17 protein-coding genes are annotated in these 16969 nt (G+C 65.1%); 14 read left to right on the plus strand and 3 right to left on the minus strand.

The window, feature by feature from the left end; genetic code table 11:
• Positions 1-70: 70 nt before the first annotated feature.
• The 4 genes from N0B28_RS22870 (at position 71) to N0B28_RS22885 (ending at position 3583) form a co-directional block, all read left to right on the plus strand.
• Complete coding sequence (locus N0B28_RS22870; protein ID WP_275728974.1) at positions 71-868, plus strand: hydroxymethylpyrimidine/phosphomethylpyrimidine kinase; 798 nt, start codon at positions 71-73, stop codon at positions 866-868.
• 23 nt (positions 869-891) lie between these two features.
• The gene (gene thiE, locus N0B28_RS22875; protein ID WP_043863883.1) at positions 892-1518 is read left to right on the plus strand and encodes a thiamine phosphate synthase; all 627 of its coding nucleotides are present in this window, start codon (positions 892-894) and stop codon (positions 1516-1518) included.
• An 11-nt stretch (positions 1519-1529) separates the two neighbouring features.
• On the plus strand, positions 1530-2810 hold the full coding sequence (hemL, locus tag N0B28_RS22880) for a glutamate-1-semialdehyde 2,1-aminomutase (protein WP_054916347.1): 1281 nt from the start codon (positions 1530-1532) through the stop codon (positions 2808-2810).
• Between the two features lie 224 nt (positions 2811-3034).
• On the plus strand, positions 3035-3583 hold the full coding sequence (locus tag N0B28_RS22885; protein WP_058540589.1) for a tetratricopeptide repeat protein: 549 nt from the start codon (positions 3035-3037) through the stop codon (positions 3581-3583).
• 8 nt (positions 3584-3591) lie between these two features.
• Here N0B28_RS22885 and N0B28_RS22890 read toward each other — a convergent pair whose 3' ends face one another.
• Positions 3592-3918, minus strand: coding sequence for a DUF1820 family protein (locus N0B28_RS22890; RefSeq protein WP_043863886.1), 327 nt, complete (start codon positions 3916-3918; stop codon positions 3592-3594).
• Between the two features lie 129 nt (positions 3919-4047).
• Here N0B28_RS22890 and miaB point away from each other — a divergent pair, with 129 nt between their 5' ends.
• The 5 genes from miaB to lnt all read left to right on the plus strand — a co-directional run bounded on the left by miaB (position 4048) and on the right by lnt (position 9358).
• Positions 4048-5376, plus strand: a complete 1329-nt coding sequence (miaB, locus tag N0B28_RS22895; RefSeq protein WP_043863887.1) for a tRNA (N6-isopentenyl adenosine(37)-C2)-methylthiotransferase MiaB — start codon at positions 4048-4050, stop codon at positions 5374-5376.
• Between the two features lie 122 nt (positions 5377-5498).
• Positions 5499-6500, plus strand: coding sequence for a PhoH family protein (locus N0B28_RS22900; RefSeq protein ID WP_043863888.1), 1002 nt, complete (start codon positions 5499-5501; stop codon positions 6498-6500).
• On the plus strand, positions 6493-6987 hold the full coding sequence (gene ybeY, locus N0B28_RS22905) for an rRNA maturation RNase YbeY (protein WP_043863889.1): 495 nt from the start codon (positions 6493-6495) through the stop codon (positions 6985-6987). Before N0B28_RS22900 ends, ybeY begins: the two co-directional genes overlap by 8 nt.
• Before the next feature lie 5 nt (positions 6988-6992).
• On the plus strand, positions 6993-7832 hold the full coding sequence (locus N0B28_RS22910) for an HlyC/CorC family transporter (RefSeq protein WP_043863890.1): 840 nt from the start codon (positions 6993-6995) through the stop codon (positions 7830-7832).
• A gap of 8 nt (positions 7833-7840) precedes the next feature.
• On the plus strand, positions 7841-9358 hold the full coding sequence (lnt, locus tag N0B28_RS22915) for an apolipoprotein N-acyltransferase (protein ID WP_275728980.1): 1518 nt from the start codon (positions 7841-7843) through the stop codon (positions 9356-9358).
• Here lnt and N0B28_RS22920 read toward each other — a convergent pair.
• Both N0B28_RS22920 and N0B28_RS22925 read right to left on the minus strand, forming a co-directional pair.
• The gene (locus tag N0B28_RS22920; RefSeq protein ID WP_275728983.1) at positions 9355-10116 is read right to left on the minus strand and encodes a YdcF family protein; all 762 of its coding nucleotides are present in this window, start codon (positions 10114-10116) and stop codon (positions 9355-9357) included. The genes lnt and N0B28_RS22920 overlap by 4 nt on opposite strands.
• Before the next feature lie 134 nt (positions 10117-10250).
• Complete coding sequence (locus tag N0B28_RS22925) at positions 10251-10568, minus strand: hypothetical protein (RefSeq protein ID WP_043863893.1); 318 nt, start codon at positions 10566-10568, stop codon at positions 10251-10253.
• Positions 10569-10805: 237 nt separating this feature from the next.
• Here N0B28_RS22925 and leuS point away from each other — a divergent pair, with 237 nt between their 5' ends.
• From leuS to N0B28_RS22950, 5 genes are all read left to right on the plus strand, one after another.
• Positions 10806-13412: a leucine--tRNA ligase gene (gene leuS / locus N0B28_RS22930; protein WP_054916346.1), complete on the plus strand. Its 2607-nt coding sequence runs from the start codon at positions 10806-10808 to the stop codon at positions 13410-13412.
• A 58-nt stretch (positions 13413-13470) separates the two neighbouring features.
• Positions 13471-14076, plus strand: coding sequence for an LPS assembly lipoprotein LptE (gene lptE, locus N0B28_RS22935; RefSeq protein WP_236177045.1), 606 nt, complete (start codon positions 13471-13473; stop codon positions 14074-14076).
• 39 nt (positions 14077-14115) lie between these two features.
• Complete coding sequence (holA, locus tag N0B28_RS22940) at positions 14116-15153, plus strand: DNA polymerase III subunit delta (RefSeq protein ID WP_058540594.1); 1038 nt, start codon at positions 14116-14118, stop codon at positions 15151-15153.
• A 140-nt stretch (positions 15154-15293) separates the two neighbouring features.
• On the plus strand, positions 15294-15458 hold the full coding sequence (arfA, locus tag N0B28_RS22945; RefSeq protein WP_054916343.1) for an alternative ribosome rescue factor ArfA: 165 nt from the start codon (positions 15294-15296) through the stop codon (positions 15456-15458).
• Positions 15459-15519: 61 nt separating this feature from the next.
• Positions 15520-16836, plus strand: a complete 1317-nt coding sequence (locus N0B28_RS22950) for a lytic murein transglycosylase (RefSeq protein WP_043863897.1) — start codon at positions 15520-15522, stop codon at positions 16834-16836.
• Positions 16837-16969 lie beyond the last annotated feature (133 nt).

Below are 16969 nucleotides of genomic sequence, written 5' to 3' on the forward strand. Positions count from 1 at the left end.
GACCTGTCGATCAAAAACACCGCCTGCCTGGAAGACCCGCCAAAAGCGTTTGGTGGTAAGCTCGCGCACCATGAATACCTACAGCTCCCGCCCCGTTGTCCTCTGTCTCTCCGGCCACGACCCCAGTGGCGGCGCCGGCTTGCAGGCAGATATCGAAGCCCTGATCGCTCAAGGTTGTCACGCCGCCCCGGCCGTCACCGCCCTGACCGTGCAGAATACCGTCAATGTCAGTGACTTCTGCGTGCTCGACCGCGAGTGGGTGCTGGCCCAGGCCAATGCCGTGCTGACCGACTCGACCGTCGCAGCGGTGAAGCTTGGCATGCTTGGCTCGCTGGCCATGGTCGACACCATCGTCGAACTGCTCAGCGCCCACCCGCACCTGCCGCTGGTGTGCGACCCGGTGCTGCGCGCCGGTGGCGGTGGTCGCCTGGGCAAGGACGAGGTCGGCTACGCCATGCGCGAACGCCTGCTGCCGCTGGCCACCATTGCCACGCCCAACCTGCCCGAGGCCCGCATCCTGGCCGAGCTGCCCGAAGGCAGTGCCGATGAATGCGCCGAAAAACTGCTGCCATTCGTCAAGCACCTGCTGATCACCGGCGGCCACGGCGACGAACACGAAATTCACAACCGCCTGTACAGCCGCGACGGCGAACACCACACCTGGACCTGCCAGCGCCTGCCGGGCGACTACCATGGCTCGGGCTGCACCCTGGCCAGCGCCCTGGCCGGACGCCTGGCCCTGGGCGAGCAGTTGCACAGCGCGGTACGCTCGGCGCTGGACTACACCTGGCGCACCCTGCGTGACGCCGAAAAACTCGGCCAGGGCCAGTACGTGCCACGCCGCCTGCCCCTGGATTTCTGTTCCTGACTGACCGCCCCGAGGCCTGCACGATGAAGTTACGTGGTTTGTATGCCATCACCGACAGCCAACTGTTGGCTGGCCGCTTTCTTGCCTACGTCGAAGCGGCCCTCGAAGGTGGCGTGACCCTGCTGCAATACCGCGACAAGAGCCAGGACCACGCACGTCGCCTGGGCGAGGCCGAAGCGCTCAAGGCCCTGTGCGAGCGCTACAACACCCGCCTGATCATCAATGACGATGCCGAGCTGGCCGCGCGCCTGGACGTCGGCGTGCACCTGGGCCAGACCGACGGCCCGCTGACCCCGGCGCGCACCCTGCTGGGGCGCAGCGCGATCATCGGCGCCACCTGTCACGCCCAGCTCGACCTGGCCGAGCAGGCGGCCCGCGAAGGCGCCGACTATGTCGCCTTCGGCCGCTTCTTCAACTCGGTCACCAAACCCGGCGCCCCGGCCTGCAACGTGCAACTGCTGGAGGACGCCCGTGGCCGCATCAAATTGCCGATTGCCGTGATCGGCGGCATCACCCTGGACAACGCCGCACCGCTGGTCGCCCATGGCGCCGACCTGCTGGCGGTGATTCACGGCCTGTTCGGCGCCGACAGCACGGCCGAGGTCACTCGCCGCGCCCGCGCCTTCAACGCCCTGTTCGCATCTGCCTGAGAGAGCCCGACATGTCTCGTTCCGAAACCCTGTTTGCCAATGCCCAGAAGCACATCCCCGGTGGCGTGAACTCGCCCGTGCGTGCGTTCAAGAGCGTGGGCGGCACGCCGCTGTTCTTCAAGCACGCCGAAGGCGCCTATGTCACTGACGAAGACGACAAGCGCTATGTCGACTACGTCGGCTCGTGGGGCCCGATGATCCTCGGCCACAGCCACCCGGACGTGCTGGAGTCGGTGCGCAAGCAACTGGCCCACGGCCTGTCCTATGGCGCCCCGACCGCGATGGAAACCGAGATGGCCGACCTGGTCTGCTCGATCGTGCCGTCGATGGAAATGGTGCGCATGGTCAGCTCCGGCACCGAAGCGACCATGAGCGCGATCCGCCTGGCCCGTGGCTTCACCGGTCGCGACAGCATCATCAAGTTCGAAGGCTGCTACCACGGCCACTCCGACAGCCTGCTGGTCAAGGCCGGCTCCGGCCTGCTGACCCAGGGCGTGCCAAGCTCGGCCGGCGTGCCGGCGGCGTTCGCCAAGCACACCCTGACCCTGCCGTTCAACGATATCGACGCGGTAGCGAAGATGCTCGGTGAAGTCGGCCAGGACGTGGCGTGCATCATCGTCGAGCCGGTGGCCGGCAACATGAACTGCGTGCCACCGGCACCGGGCTTCCTCGAAGGCCTGCGCAGCCTGTGCGACCAGCACGGCGTGGTGCTGATCTTCGACGAAGTGATGACCGGTTTCCGCGTGGCCCTGGGCGGCGCCCAGGCGCACTACGGCGTAACCCCGGACCTGTCGACCTTCGGCAAGATCGTCGGTGGCGGCATGCCGGTGGGCTGCTTCGGCGGCAAGCGCCACATCATGGAGCAGATCGCGCCGCTGGGCCCGGTGTACCAGGCCGGCACCCTGTCGGGCAACCCGCTGGCCATGGCCGCGGGCCTGACCACCCTCAAGCTGATCAGCCGTCCGGGCTTCCATGACGAGCTGAGCGCCTTCACCAGCCGCCTGCTCGATGGCCTGCAGCAGCGCGCCGATGCGGCCAGCGTGCCGTTCGTCACCACCCAGGCCGGTGGCATGTTCGGCCTGTACTTCAGCGGCGCCGACGACATCGTCACCTTCGACGACGTGATGGCCAGCGATGCCGAGCGCTTCAAGCGCTTCTTCCACCTGATGCTCGAAGGCGGCGTGTACCTGGCGCCGAGCGCATTCGAAGCCGGCTTCACCTCCATCGCCCACGGCGAGACCGAGCTGAAGATCACCCTGGATGCTGCCGAGCGGGCCTTCGCCAAGCTGTGAAACCGCTTCGCCGGCCAGGCCGCCCCCTGCAGGTTGCATGCAATCTCATGCAATCTGCAGGGGGCGGCCTGGCCGGCGAAGACGCCAGAACAGCCACCGCAAGCCTCCCCGCCTTCCTCCCTCGGCAGAAAATCGAGTAAAGACTTTGTAAGGTGGGCGCTGCTTATCCCATAATGTGCCACCAGACACATTGGCCGCAGCTTTGCAGAGGTAAGTCGATCACCATGAACCGCGCCGGCCGCGCCCTCGCACTGGGCTGCCTGTTGCTACTTCAGCCCCTGCTGGCCACCGCAGGCGGTAACTCGTTGCTGATCCCGGCAGCAGGCCGCTGCACCCTCAATACGCCTGCCGAAGAACTGCAACAGGCCCTGGCCAGCTGCCAGCAGGCCGCGCAGTCCGGCGACGCACAGGCGCAGTACGAGCTGGGCGAGTTCTATTACGACGGCAAGAACGCCCCGCAAGACCTGAACAAGGCACTCAACTATTTCGAGCAGGCCTCGCTGCAAGGCCACGCCGAAGCGCAATATCGCCTGGGCAGCATGTTCTTTCGCGGCGAAGGCGTCGCTGCCAACAACGTGCAGGCCTATATCGTGCTGAAGATGGCCGCGGTGAACGGCGCTGAAGACGCGCTGGACATGGCCGACGAAGTGTCGGCAAAAATGCAGCGCGACGAACTGGAAATGGCCACCCAGGTACTCGGCCAGATCTTTCGCAAGTACCTGCTGGAGCTGCAGACCGTCGACGGTCGCACCCCCTTCGCACCCCTTCCGTAACGCAGCCGTTACTTCTCGGGCATCGGCATCGGGAACGGCATCACGTTGCTGACGCCACGGGCTTCACTGACCTTCGGCGTGCCCAGGCGCTCGACCTCGTCGATGCGCACGATCGAATGCATGGGCACGAAGCTGCGCACCACACCCTCGAACTGAGCCTTGAGCTTCTCCTCGCTCGGGTCGACCACGACCTGAGTGCGCTCGCCGAACACGAATTCCTCGATCTCCAGAAAACCCCACAGGTCACTCTGGTAGATCTGTTTGGCGTACATCTCGAACACCTGGCCCTGGTTGAGAAAGATGACTTTGTAGATGGGAGCTTCGCGTTTGGTCATTGGGGGCTGGAACAGTCACAGGGGGAAATAAGCCGCAAACTATAACATAGCCGCCCGAACGACAGCGCTAGGAACCCTCGACCACGCGCCCTATAATACGCGGTTCTTTGAATCACCTGATGATCACGCATGGCCAAGAAGCTCTATATCGAAACCCATGGCTGCCAGATGAACGAGTATGACAGCTCGCGCATGGTCGACCTGCTGGGTGAACATCAAGCGCTGGAGGTGACCGAGCGGGCCGAAGACGCCGACGTCATCCTGCTCAACACCTGCTCGATCCGCGAACGGGCCCAGGACCGCGTCTACTCCCAGCTCGGCCGCTGGCGCGAGCTCAAGGACGCCAAGCCCGACATGGTGATCGCCGTGGGCGGTTGCGTGGCCAGCCAGGAAGGTGATTCGATCCGCAAGCGCGCGCCCTATGTCGACGTGGTGTTCGGCCCGCAGACCCTGCACCGCCTGCCCGAGATGATCGACGCGGCGCGCACCACGCGCCTGCCGCAAGTCGACGTGTCGTTCCCCGAGATCGAGAAGTTCGACCACCTGCCCGAACCGCGTATCGACGGCCCCACCGCCTACGTGTCGGTGATGGAAGGCTGCAGCAAGTACTGCACCTTCTGCGTGGTGCCCTATACCCGCGGCGAAGAGGTCAGCCGCCCGTTCGACGACGTGCTGGCCGAGATCATCCACCTGGCCGAGAACGGCGTGCGCGAAGTCACCCTGCTGGGCCAGAACGTCAACGGCTACCGGGGCCAGACCCACGACGGTCGCGTGGCCGATCTCGCCGAGCTGATCCGGGTGGTGGCGGCCGTCGACGGCATCGACCGCATCCGCTACACCACCTCGCACCCGCTGGAGTTCTCCGACAGCCTGATCCAGGCACACGCCGAGGTGCCGGAGTTGGTCAAGCACCTGCACCTGCCGGTGCAGTCAGGCTCGGACCGCGTGCTGGCGGCGATGAAGCGCGGGCACACGGTACTGGAGTACAAGTCCAAGCTGCGCAAGCTCAAGGCGGCGGTACCGGGCATCTGCATCAGTTCCGACTTCATCATCGGCTTCCCCGGCGAAACCGAGAAAGACTTCGAGAACACCATGAAGCTGGTGGCCGAGGTCGGCTTCGACTTCTCCTACTCGTTCATCTACAGCCCGCGTCCGGGCACCCCGGCCTCCGACCTGCCGGACGACACCCCCGAGGCGCTGAAGAAGGAACGCCTGGCTGCACTGCAGCACCGCCTGGACCACCAGGGCTTCGAGATCAGCCGACAGATGGTCGGCACCCTGCAGCGCATCCTGGTAACCGACTATTCGCGACGCGACCCGGGGCAGTTGCAGGGGCGCACGGAGAATAACCGTATCGTCAACTTCCGCTGCGACAATCCCACGCTGATCGGCCAGTTCGTCGACATCCACATCGACGATGCACGGCCACATTCGCTGTTCGGTTCGCTGGTGCAATAAGGGCCTGCGCCGGGCCCGACGAGCGGCCCGGCGACCCTTGATCGTTTCAGCGCTTTCACCGTAGCGCGGGTGGGGTTATCCTTGAATTCATCCAAATTGCCGTAGGGCGGCTAAAAACGACCTTGAACGCACCCATAGAACCTCATCGCTTCATCCTCGAGCCCTTCGAGGCTCATCGCTTCGCCAACCTGTGCGGGCAGTTCGACGAGCACCTGCGCCTGATCGAACAGCGCCTGGCCATCGAGATCCGCAACCGCGGTAATCAGTTCGAACTGATCGGCGAACCCAAACTGACCTCCTCTGCCGAGCAGCTGCTGCGCCGTCTCTACCGCGAGACCAAGGCCACCGAGCTGTCCCCGGAAATGGTCCACCTGTTCCTGCAGGAATCGGCCGTTGAAGCGCTGGAGAACCCGGCAGTCAACGAAGTCAGCGTTTCGCTGCGCACGCGCAAGGGCATGATTCGCCCACGCGGGCTCAACCAGCAGCGCTACGTGAAGGAAATCCTCGGCAACGACATCAACTTCGGTATCGGCCCTGCCGGTACCGGCAAGACCTACCTGGCCGTGGCCTGCGCGGTCGACGCGCTGGAACGTGAGCAGGTGCGTCGCATCCTGCTGGTACGCCCGGCAGTCGAGGCCGGCGAGAAGCTCGGCTTCCTGCCCGGCGACCTGGCCCAGAAGATCGACCCGTACCTGCGCCCGCTGTACGACGCCCTGTACGAGATGCTCGGCTTCGAACACGTGGCCAAACTGATCGAACGCCAGGTGATCGAGATCGCCCCGCTGGCCTACATGCGCGGCCGCACCCTGAACAACAGCTTCATCATCCTCGACGAGAGCCAGAACACCACCGTCGAGCAGATGAAGATGTTCCTCACCCGTATCGGCTTCGGTTCCACTGCCGTGATCACCGGTGACATCACCCAGGTCGACCTGCCGCGCGGCACCAAGTCGGGCCTGGCCCACGTCATCAGCGTGCTCAAGGACGTGCCGGGCATCAGCTTCACCCATTTCCAGCCCAAGGACGTTGTGCGCCACCCGTTGGTCCAGCGCATCGTCGAAGCCTACGAGCGCTTCGAGAATGCACAGGCGGGCCCGACCGAAGGCAAACCGCACGATGCTTGAGCTCGATCTGCAACTGGCCACCCAGGCAAGCGCCCCGAGTGAAGAACAGTTCCGCCAATGGTGCGCCCTGGCCCTGCGCCAGCGCAGTGCCGATTCGGAACTGACCATCCGCCTGGTCGACGAAGCCGAAGGCCGCGAGCTGAACCACACCTGGCGGCACAAGGACTACGCCACCAACGTGCTGTCCTTCCCGGCCGATGTGCCCGACGACCTGCTCGACATCCCGCTGCTGGGCGACCTGGTGATCTGCGTGGCGGTGGTGGAGCGCGAGGCCGCCGAACAGGGCAAGGCCCTCGAAGCCCACTGGGCCCACCTGGTCATCCACGGTTGCCTGCACCTGCTGGGCTACGACCACATCGACGACGATGAGGCCGAGGAAATGGAAGCACTGGAACGAACGTTGCTTGCCGAACTGGGTCACCCCGACCCGTACGCCGACGACGAACACGACGCACCCCACACTGATATCTGCAAGGATCACGAGTAACCGCCATGAGCGAAGATCGATCGAGCAACGGGCAAAAGTCCTGGCTGGGCAAACTGACCCAGGCTTTTGCCCATGAGCCGAAAAACCGCCAGGAGCTCCTCGAGCTGCTGCGCGAAGCGCACCAGAACAAGCTGCTCGACAGCGAGGCCCTGACCATCGTCGAAGGTGCGATCCAGGTCGCCGACCTGCAGGTGCGCGACATCATGGTGCCGCGCTCGCAGATGATCAGCATCAAGGCGTCGCAGACCCCGCGCGAGTTCCTGCCGGCAGTGATCGACGCCGCGCATTCGCGCTACCCGGTTGTCGGCGAGAGCCACGACGACGTGCTTGGCGTATTGCTGGCCAAGGACCTGTTGCCGCTGATCCTCAAGGAGAACGGCGACAGCTTCAACATCAAGGACCTGCTGCGCCCGGCCACCTTCGTGCCCGAGTCCAAGCGCCTGAACGTGCTGCTGCGCGAGTTTCGCGCCAACCACAACCACATGGCCATCGTCATCGACGAATACGGCGGCGTGGCGGGCCTGGTGACCATCGAGGACGTGCTGGAGCAGATCGTCGGCGACATCGAGGACGAGCATGACGTCGAGGAAGACAGCTACATCAAGCCGCTGCCCAGCGGCGACTTCCTGATCAAGGCCCTGACGCCGATCGAGAACTTCAATGCGTTCTTCGACAGCGAGTTCTCCGACGACGAGTTCGACACCGTCGGCGGCCTGGTCATGAGCGCCTTCGGCCACCTGCCCAAGCGCAACGAAACCACCGAGATCGGCCCGTACCGCTTTCGCATCCTCAATGCCGACAGCCGCCGGATTCACCTGCTGCGCCTGACCCCCATCACCCGTTAAGGACAACCATGCGCTGGATCACCCGCCCCGGCTGGCCCGGTAACCTGCTGGCCGTGGCGGCCGGCGCCCTCACTCCGCTGAGCCTGGCCCCGTTCGACATCTGGTCGCTATCGCTGCTGTCGCTGGCGCTGTTCTACCTCGGCCTGCGCGAGCTGAGCCCGCGCCAGGCGCTGTGGCGCGGCTGGTGCTACGGCTTCGGCCTGTTCGGTGCCGGCACCTGGTGGATCTACGTCAGTATCCACGACTACGGCGGCGCCTCGGCGCTGCTGGCCGGCGGCCTGATGCTGCTGTTCTTCGCCGCCATCGCGTGGTTTTTCGCCTTGCCGGCCTGGCTGTGGGCGCGCTGGCTGCGCCGCCCTGAAGCACCGCTGGCCGACGCCCTGTGCTTTGCCGCCCTGTGGGTGGGCCAGGAGGCGTTCCGCGGCTGGTTTCTCACCGGTTTCCCGTGGCTCTATGCCGGCTACAGTCAGCTGGACGGTCCGCTGGCGGGCCTGGCCCCGCTGGGCGGCATGTGGCTGGTGTCCTTCACCCTGGCCCTGACCGCCGCCCTGCTGTGCAACCTGCATCGCCTGCGCGAGCGCAAGGGCTTCATGGCCCTCGGCGCGCTGCTGCTGTTCGCCCCGTGGATCATCGGCCTGGCGCTCAAGGGCCATGCCTGGACCGTGCCTTCGGGCGAGCCGCTGCAGGTCGCGGCAATCCAGGGCAACATCGAGCAGGAACTGAAGTGGGACCCCGAGCAGCTCAACCGGCAACTGGCGCTGTACCGCGACATGAGCTTCAGTTCCCGACCCGTGGACCTGATCGTGTGGCCCGAAACCGCAGTGCCGGTGCTCAAGGAGCAGGCCCAGGGCTACCTGGACATGATGGGCAGCTTCGCCACTGACCGGCATTCGGCGCTGATCACGGGTGTGCCGGTACGTGAGGTGGTGCACCAGCAGCGGCGCTACTACAACGGCATCACCGTGGTCGGCGAGGGTGACGGCACCTACCTCAAGCAGAAGCTGGTGCCCTTTGGCGAGTACGTGCCCCTGCAGGACATGCTGCGTGGCCTGATCGCCTTCTTCGACCTGCCGATGTCGGACTTCGCCCGCGGCCCCGAAGACCAGGCCATGCTGCAGGCCAAGGGTTACCACCTGGCGCCGATGATCTGCTACGAAGTGGTCTACCCGGAACTGGCCGCCAGCCTTGCCGCCAAGAGCGACATCCTGCTGACCATCAGCAACGACACCTGGTTCGGCAAGTCGATCGGCCCCATCCAGCACCTGCAGATGGCGCAGATGCGCGCCCTGGAAGCCGGGCGCTGGATGATCCGCGCCACCAACAACGGTGTCACCGGCCTGATCGACCCGTTCGGCAAGATCACCGCGCAGATTCCTCAGTTCGAACGCGGCATCCTCTACGGTGAAGTGGTGCCGATGCAGAAACTCACGCCCTACCTGCACTGGCGCTCCTGGCCGCTGACCCTCCTGTGCCTGGGCCTGTTCGGCTGGGCCCTGCTGGCCAGCCGCATTGCCAAGACGGTCTAGTAGAACAGGCGATAACCCAGCAGGCCGACTGCTTCGTTGAGCAGTTGGCCGCTCTGCCACATGGCGCGGCTCTCGGGCATCCAGCCGCCGAACGGGCGTGCATAGGCATGCCCCAGATAGCCAACCGGCGCCGCCACCACGTCGAACCCCGCCTGTTCGAAACTCCACACTGAGCGCGGCATGTGCCAGGCCTGGGTGACCACCACCACACGCTTCACGCCCTGCGGCAACAGCAGCGCGGCGCTCATCTGGGCGTTCTCCCAGGTGGTACGGCTCTGCTCTTCGAGCCAGCGTACCGGCACATCGAAATCGCGCTGCAACGAATCGGCCATCAATCGCGCCTCGCTCGGCGGCGTACCGTAGTGCAGCCCACCGCTGGTCAACAGCGGCAGGCCGCTGGCCTTGGCCAGTTGCGCCGCGTAGCGCATGCGCTCCAGTGCCACGCCGGTGGGCTGGTCGGCCCCACCCCAGGCCGGGTCACCGCGCTCGCGCCCGGCGCCCAGCACCACGATCGCGTCGGCCTGGCCGGCCAGCGCCTGCCACTGCTGCGGCGCAATCGGCGGCACACGCTCCAGCTGGCGCGCCGTGAACTCCACCACCACCGGCAGGCTCATCAGCCACAGCCCGCCCAGGCCGGCGATGAAACACAACAGCGAGGTACGCGGCCAGGACCGGCGCAGCCACCACGCTGCCAGCAGCAGCAACAGCAGCACGCCGGGCGGCAGAATCAGTTGTTTGATGAAATAGCGAAATGGCATCAGGCACCTCCATGGATGCCCAAGGCTACAGACAAACGGCGCCTGGCAACAATGCCGCCAGGCGCCGATCAATGGGAATCATGGTGCCAGTGGCGCACTCCGCCTGCGCCTGATTGTGCCCGGCAACTGCCTATCTATTTGCAGTGCAGCTTTCCGGGCTTTGCCGTGTGGGTGGAACGCGCCGCCTGCTTGAGCCAGACGACCTTGGCCCTGGACGGCGGCTGCGCTTGCTGCATCGCTTCGGCACGACCCGGCGCACCCTCCGGCAACGACGCCAGATAGGCCCTGATCACGTCGAATTCGGCGCGGCTCAGGCCACGCAGTTCCAGTTCGGCAGGCATTTCATCACGCAATCGAGCGGCCGTACGGGCGACATCCAGGGCAAGCCCCAGGCGATCGAGCAACCGCTCGTAAATCTCCGGCTTCAGTGGTTCCAGCTGCGACTCTCCCATCCGTTCACCTCATTGAAGATAAGATTCATCTCCCCCCACACGTCAGCTTAGCGGCACTCCCAAAACCAGCCCGTTGCCGCGACCAACGGAACGCCGGCCGATCCGGTGCAATCAGGGTTTCCCACGATGGACGGGGGTCATGTATGCTACGGCGTTCACTCTTGACACCGGATTGCCGGGCACAACGGTTTTGAACCAGCCTGGATAAGGTCTCCCATTTCTCAGCGCAAAGTAGCCATGCACGAACTCTATCAGCCCCGCGAAATCGAAGCCGCCGCCCAGTCTTACTGGAACGAGCACCACTCTTTTGACGTCAGTGAACAGCCAGGCAAGGACACCTACTACTGCCTGTCGATGTTCCCTTACCCAAGCGGCAAGCTACACATGGGGCACGTGCGCAACTACACCATCGGCGACGTGATCGCGCGCTACCAGCGCATGCTCGGCAAGAACGTCCTGCAGCCAATGGGCTGGGACGCCTTCGGCATGCCGGCGGAAAACGCCGCGATGAAGAACAACGTGGCACCGGCCAAGTGGACCTACGAAAACATCGATTACATGAAGACCCAGCTCAAGAGCCTGGGCCTGGCGATCGACTGGACCCGCGAGATCACCACCTGCAAGCCGGACTACTACCGCTGGGAGCAGTGGCTGTTCACCCGCCTGTTCGAAAAGGGCGTGATCTACCGCAAGAACGGCACCGTGAACTGGGACCCGGCCGACCAGACCGTACTGGCCAACGAGCAGGTCATCGACGGCCGTGGCTGGCGTTCGGGCGCGCTGATCGAAAAGCGCGAAATCCCGATGTACTACTTCAAGATCACCGCCTACGCCGACGAGCTGCTGGAAAGCCTCGACGAGCTGCCGGGCTGGCCTGAACAGGTCAAGACCATGCAGCGCAACTGGATCGGCAAGTCGCGCGGCATGGAAGTGCAGTTCCCCTACGACCAGGCCAGCATCGGCGAAGCGGGCACGCTGAAAGTCTTCACCACCCGCCCCGACACCCTGATGGGCGCCACCTACGTGGCAGTGGCCGCAGAGCACCCGCTGGCGACCCTCGCAGCCAAGGGCAACCCTGAGCTGCAGGCGTTCATCGACGAGTGCAAGAGCGGCAGCGTTGCCGAAGCCGACGTCGCCACCCAGGAGAAGAAGGGCCTGGCCACTTCGCTGCTGGTCGAGCACCCGCTGACCGGCGAGAAGCTCCCGGTGTGGGTCGCCAACTACGTGCTGATGCACTACGGCGACGGCGCAGTCATGGCCGTACCGGCCCACGACGAACGCGACTTCGAGTTCGCCACCAAGTACAAGCTGCCGATCAAGACCGTGGTGCGCACCAGTGCCGGCGATCAAGTGGGCAGCGAATGGCAGGCCGCCTACAACGAGCACGGCCAGCTGATCAACTCCGGCGCGTTCGACGGCCTGGACTTCCCCGGCGCCTTCGATGCCATCGAAGCCGCCCTGATCACCAAGGGCCTGGGCCAATCTCGCACCCAGTTCCGCCTGCGCGACTGGGGCATCAGCCGCCAGCGCTACTGGGGCTGCCCGATCCCGATCATCCATTGCGACGCCTGTGGCGACGTACCGGTGCCGGAAGACCAACTGCCGGTCATCCTGCCGGAGAACGTGGTTCCGGACGGCGCCGGCTCGCCGCTGGCGCGCCTGCCTGAATTCTACGAATGCAGCTGCCCGAAATGCGGCCAGCCGGCCAAGCGCGAAACCGACACCATGGACACCTTCGTCGAGTCGTCCTGGTACTTCGCCCGTTATGCCTCGCCCAACTACGACCAGGGCCTGGTCGACCCTAAAGCGGCCAACCACTGGCTGCCGGTCGATCAATACATCGGCGGTATCGAGCACGCGATCCTGCACCTGCTGTACGCACGCTTCTTCCACAAGCTGATGCGCGACGAAGGGCTGGTCACCTCCAACGAGCCGTTCAAGAACCTGCTGACCCAGGGCATGGTCGTGGCCGACACCTACTACCGTGTCGCCAGCAACGGCGGCCAGGACTGGTTCAACCCGGCCGACGTCGAAGTCGAGCTGGATGCCAAGGGCAAGGCCATCAGTGCGCGCCTGAAGACCGACGGCCTGCCGGTGATCATCGGCGGCACCGAGAAGATGTCCAAGTCCAAGAACAACGGCGTCGACCCACAATCGATGATCGAAGCCTACGGTGCCGACACCTGCCGCCTGTTCATGATGTTCGCTTCGCCGCCCGACATGAGCCTGGAATGGTCCGACTCCGGCGTCGAGGGTGCCAACCGCTTCCTGCGCCGCGTCTGGCGCCTGGCCCAGGCCCACGTCGGCCAGGGCCTGCCGGGCAAGCTGGAGCTGGGCAACCTGAACGACGCACAGAAGCTGGTACGCCGTGCCACCCATTCGGCGATCCGCCAGGCCAGCATCGACGTGGGCCAGCACAACAAGTTCAACACCGCCATCGCCCAGGTGATGACCCTGATGAACGTGCTGGAAAAGGCCTCGCAAGCCACCGACCTGGACCGTGCACTGATCCAGGAAGGCCTGGAGACCGTGGCCCTGATACTGGCGCCGATCACCCCGCACATCAGCCACGAGCTGTGGCAGCGTCTGGGCCACACCCAGGCCATCATCGATGCCGGCTGGCCGGCGGTCGACGAAAGCGCGCTGGTGCAGGACACCCTCGAACTGGTCATCCAGGTCAACGGCAAGCTGCGCGGGCACATCGAAATGCCGGCCGGTGCCAGCCGTGAAGAAATCGAGGCCGCCGCGCGCAGCAACGAGAACGTGCTGCGTTTCACCGAAGGCCTGAGCATCCGCAAGGTCATCGTGGTACCTGGCAAGCTGGTCAATATCGTCGCCAACTGAGAGCAACGGGCGCCTTGATGGCGCCCGCACCGCCTACAAGGTTCAAGGGAGCAACAAGATGATCAAACGCAATCTGCTGGTGATGGGCCTGGCGGTCCTGCTCAGCGCCTGCGGTTTCCAGCTGCGCGGCACCGGTGTCACCGAGCTGAGCCTCAAGGAACTCGACCTGAGCGCGCGCAACGCCTATGGCGAAACCGTGACCCAGCTGCGCCAGGTACTGCAAACCAGCGGCGTCAACGTGCACACAGGTGCGCCGTACAAGCTGATCCTGACCAACGAACAGGAAAACCAGCGCGCGGCCAGCTATGCCGGCGCTGGCCGTTCGGTGGAGTACGAGCTGACCACCGAGCTTAGCTACGAAATCAAGGGCCTGGACAACCTGAGCCTGCTGAACGACAAGATCGAAGTGCAGAAGGTCTACGTGCACGACAGCAACAACCTGACCGGTTCCGATCAGGAAGCGGGCCAGATCCGTGACGAGATTCGTCGCGAGCTGGTACAGCGCATGGTGCTGCGCCTGCAGCAACTGACCCCCGAGCAGCTCGAAAGCCTGCAACAGCAGGCCGATGAGCGGGCCAAGGCCGAAGCCCAGGCGCTTGAAGCTGCACGCCGTGCCCAAGATGCAACCCCCCAGCAATCGCCGCTGGAACTGCCGGCCAACTGAGCCTGAACGGGGCGCTTCGGCGCCCCGTCTATCTGTCCTATGAAGCTCACACCTGCCCAACTGCCCAAACACCTGCAAGGCAACCTCGCACCGGTCTACGTGATCAGTGGCGACGACCCGTTGCTGTGCCAGGAAGCCGCCGATGCGGTGCGCCTGGCGGCTCGCCAGCAAGGGTTCGACGAACGCCAGGTGTTCAGCGCCGACGCCAACTTCGACTGGGGCACCCTGCTGCAGGCCGGTGCCAGCCTGTCGCTGTTCGCGCAAAAGCGTGTGCTGGAGCTGCGCCTGCCATCGGGCAAGCCCGGCGACAAGGGCGCGGCGGCACTGATCGAATACTGTGCGCGCCCGGCCGACGACACCCTGCTGCTGGTCAGCCTGCCCAAGCTTGATGGCAGCGCGCAGAAGACCAAGTGGGGCAAGGCCCTGATCGAAGGCCAGCAGGTGCAGTTCGTGCAGATCTGGCCGGTCGACACCCAACAGCTGCCGCAATGGATCAACCAGCGCCTGGCCCAGGCCGGGCTCTCGGCCCAGCGTGATGCGGTGGAGCTGATCGCCGCACGGGTCGAAGGCAACCTGCTGGCCGCAGCGCAGGAGATCGAAAAGCTCAAGCTGCTGGCCGACGGCAACACGATCACCGTGGAAACCGTGCAGGCAGCAGTGGCCGACAGTGCACGTTTCGACGTGTTTGGCCTGGTCGATGCGATCCTCAACGGCGAGGCCGCGCATGCACTGCGCATGCTCGAGGGGCTGCGCGGCGAAGGGGTCGAGCCACCGGTGATCCTCTGGGCACTGGCGCGCGAGCTGCGTGTACTGGCCGGCCTGGCCCAGCAGTTCGCCCAGGGCGTGCCGCTGGACAAGGCGTTCAGCCAGGCTCGCCCGCCAGTGTGGGACAAGCGCAAGCCGTTGATGAGCAAGGCCCTGCAGCGTTACTCGGCGCAACGCTGGGCGCAGCTGCTGCAGGATGCCCAGCGCATCGATGCGCAGATAAAGGGCCAGGCCCAGGGCTCGCCCTGGGTGAGCCTGTCGCGGCTGTCGCTGTTGATGGCGGGGCAGCGGCTGGCATTGCCTGCCGAGTAACCCCCAACTGACGGTCAGCACCGCCGAAGCTTCTGGGGGGCCGCTGCGCAGCCCATCGCCGGCAATGCCGGCTCTGCCCTTGCCTGCGAGGGGTTCAGCGCCTATATTGCGCCCACACCCATCTGAGCAGGACCTCTGCCATGAGCAAAAAGCCCGCAAAGCACCGGCCCAACAAGGCCAAATCGATCATCGCCCAGCCCTTGTTCCGCAGCCGTCAGGAACCCGCCGGCAAAGGCAAAGGCAGCTACCGCCGCGAAGCCTTCCAATCGAGAGATTGGGAGGCTTCTCACTTTTTGGCCGCATGAAAGCAAGAAACCCACAGGCATGATATGGTCGTCACCTGACCTGAAATACCTGGACCCATGCATGCCCTTATGCCCCTCCCGTCGCCGGCAACTTCGCCAGCTGACCGCAGCTTCCAGCCTTATCCTGCTCGTCGCCTGTGCCGAGCAACCTACCGTCGCCGACACCCTGCCCCTGGCTCCCGCGCAACCTGCCCCGGTGGTCACCCTGCCCACCCCGAACACCGACGCCAGCCCAGAAATCCAGCCCCTGCAGACCTTTGCCCAATGGCAAGCCGGCTTTCGTCAGCAGGCCCTGCAGGCCGGCATCACCCCGGCCACCTTCGACCGCGCGTTCATCGGCATCACCCCCGACATGGACGTGATCAAGGCCGACCGCAGCCAACCCGAATTCACCCGGCCGGTGTGGGAATACCTCGAGGGCGCGCTGTCGCCCCTGCGCGTTCGCAACGGCAAGAAGCTGCTCGACCAGCATGCCGTTCTGCTCAGCCAGCTGGAGCAACGCTATGGCGTGGACCGCAGCGTACTGGTGTCGGTATGGGGCATGGAGAGCAACTTCGGCCAGTTCCAGGGCAGCAAGTCGGTGATCCGCTCCCTGGCCACCCTGGCCTATGAAGGACGCCGCCCGGCATTTGCCCAGGCGCAGCTGATCGCGGCCCTGCAGATCCTGCAGAACGGCGATATCCAGCCCGAGGCCATGCTGGGTTCGTGGGCCGGCGCAATGGGCCAGACCCAGTTCATCCCGACCACCTACAACACCCACGCCGTGGACTTCGACGGCGACGGTCGCCGCGACATCTGGAAGAGCTCGGCCGATGCGCTGGCCTCCACCGCGCACTACCTGCAAAGCTCCGGCTGGAAACGTGGCGAGCCCTGGGGCTTCGAAGTCCAGGTGCCAGGCAGCTTCGACTACTGGCTGGCCGATGGCAGCCTGCGCAAGAGCGTGGCGGAGTGGCAGCAACTGGGTGTGACCCTGCCAGCCGGTGCCCGTGCCCCGGCTGGTACCGAACAGCTGTCGGCCGCCCTGCTGCTGCCGGCGGGCGCCCGTGGCCCGGCATTCCTGGTGCTGGACAACTTCCGCGCGATCCTCAAGTACAACAACTCGTCGTCCTATGCGCTGGCCGTAAGCCTGCTGGCGGAACGCTTCGACAACTCGGGCTTCATTCGCGGGTCGTGGCCAAAGGATGACCTGCCGCTGAGCCGCAGCGAGCGGATCGAGCTGCAGCAACTGCTCAGCGCCAACAATTATGACGCGGGCACCGCAGACGGGATCATCGGCGCCAACACGCGCAAGGCCATCCGCAGTGCGCAGCAGGCGCAGGGCTGGCCGGCCGATGGCTACCCGACGCACAAGTTGCTGGAAAGCCTGCGCAAGCGCTGACAGCGCGACGGCAGGGCCGGCTCCCACAGCCTGTAGGAGCCGGCCTTGCCGGCGAAGAAGCTAGTGAAGCCATCAACAAAAAGGCCCCCGTACCATCGCTGGTACGGGGGCCTTTTTTCAGCCAGTCACACGC

The organism is Pseudomonas sp. SD17-1 (genome assembly GCF_029201585.1).
In the GTDB taxonomy this organism is placed as follows: Bacteria; Pseudomonadota; Gammaproteobacteria; order Pseudomonadales; family Pseudomonadaceae; genus Aquipseudomonas; species Aquipseudomonas palmensis.

Coding starts and splice junctions, on each gene's coding strand:
- hemL (WP_054916347.1), top strand. CDS start 1,530: ATGTCTCGTTCCGAAACCCTGTTTGCCAATGCCCAGAAGCACATCCCC.
- N0B28_RS22890 (WP_043863886.1), bottom strand. CDS start 3,918: ATGACCAAACGCGAAGCTCCCATCTACAAAGTCATCTTTCTCAACCAG.
- miaB (WP_043863887.1), top strand. CDS start 4,048: ATGGCCAAGAAGCTCTATATCGAAACCCATGGCTGCCAGATGAACGAG.
- lptE (WP_236177045.1), top strand. CDS start 13,471: ATGATCAAACGCAATCTGCTGGTGATGGGCCTGGCGGTCCTGCTCAGC.
- leuS (WP_054916346.1), top strand. CDS start 10,806: ATGCACGAACTCTATCAGCCCCGCGAAATCGAAGCCGCCGCCCAGTCT.
- N0B28_RS22885 (WP_058540589.1), top strand. CDS start 3,035: ATGAACCGCGCCGGCCGCGCCCTCGCACTGGGCTGCCTGTTGCTACTT.
- N0B28_RS22950 (WP_043863897.1), top strand. CDS start 15,520: ATGCCCTTATGCCCCTCCCGTCGCCGGCAACTTCGCCAGCTGACCGCA.
- N0B28_RS22870 (WP_275728974.1), top strand. CDS start 71: ATGAATACCTACAGCTCCCGCCCCGTTGTCCTCTGTCTCTCCGGCCAC.
- arfA (WP_054916343.1), top strand. CDS start 15,294: ATGAGCAAAAAGCCCGCAAAGCACCGGCCCAACAAGGCCAAATCGATC.
- holA (WP_058540594.1), top strand. CDS start 14,116: ATGAAGCTCACACCTGCCCAACTGCCCAAACACCTGCAAGGCAACCTC.
- thiE (WP_043863883.1), top strand. CDS start 892: ATGAAGTTACGTGGTTTGTATGCCATCACCGACAGCCAACTGTTGGCT.
- lnt (WP_275728980.1), top strand. CDS start 7,841: ATGCGCTGGATCACCCGCCCCGGCTGGCCCGGTAACCTGCTGGCCGTG.
- ybeY (WP_043863889.1), top strand. CDS start 6,493: ATGCTTGAGCTCGATCTGCAACTGGCCACCCAGGCAAGCGCCCCGAGT.
- N0B28_RS22920 (WP_275728983.1), bottom strand. CDS start 10,116: ATGCCATTTCGCTATTTCATCAAACAACTGATTCTGCCGCCCGGCGTG.
- N0B28_RS22925 (WP_043863893.1), bottom strand. CDS start 10,568: ATGGGAGAGTCGCAGCTGGAACCACTGAAGCCGGAGATTTACGAGCGG.
- N0B28_RS22910 (WP_043863890.1), top strand. CDS start 6,993: ATGAGCGAAGATCGATCGAGCAACGGGCAAAAGTCCTGGCTGGGCAAA.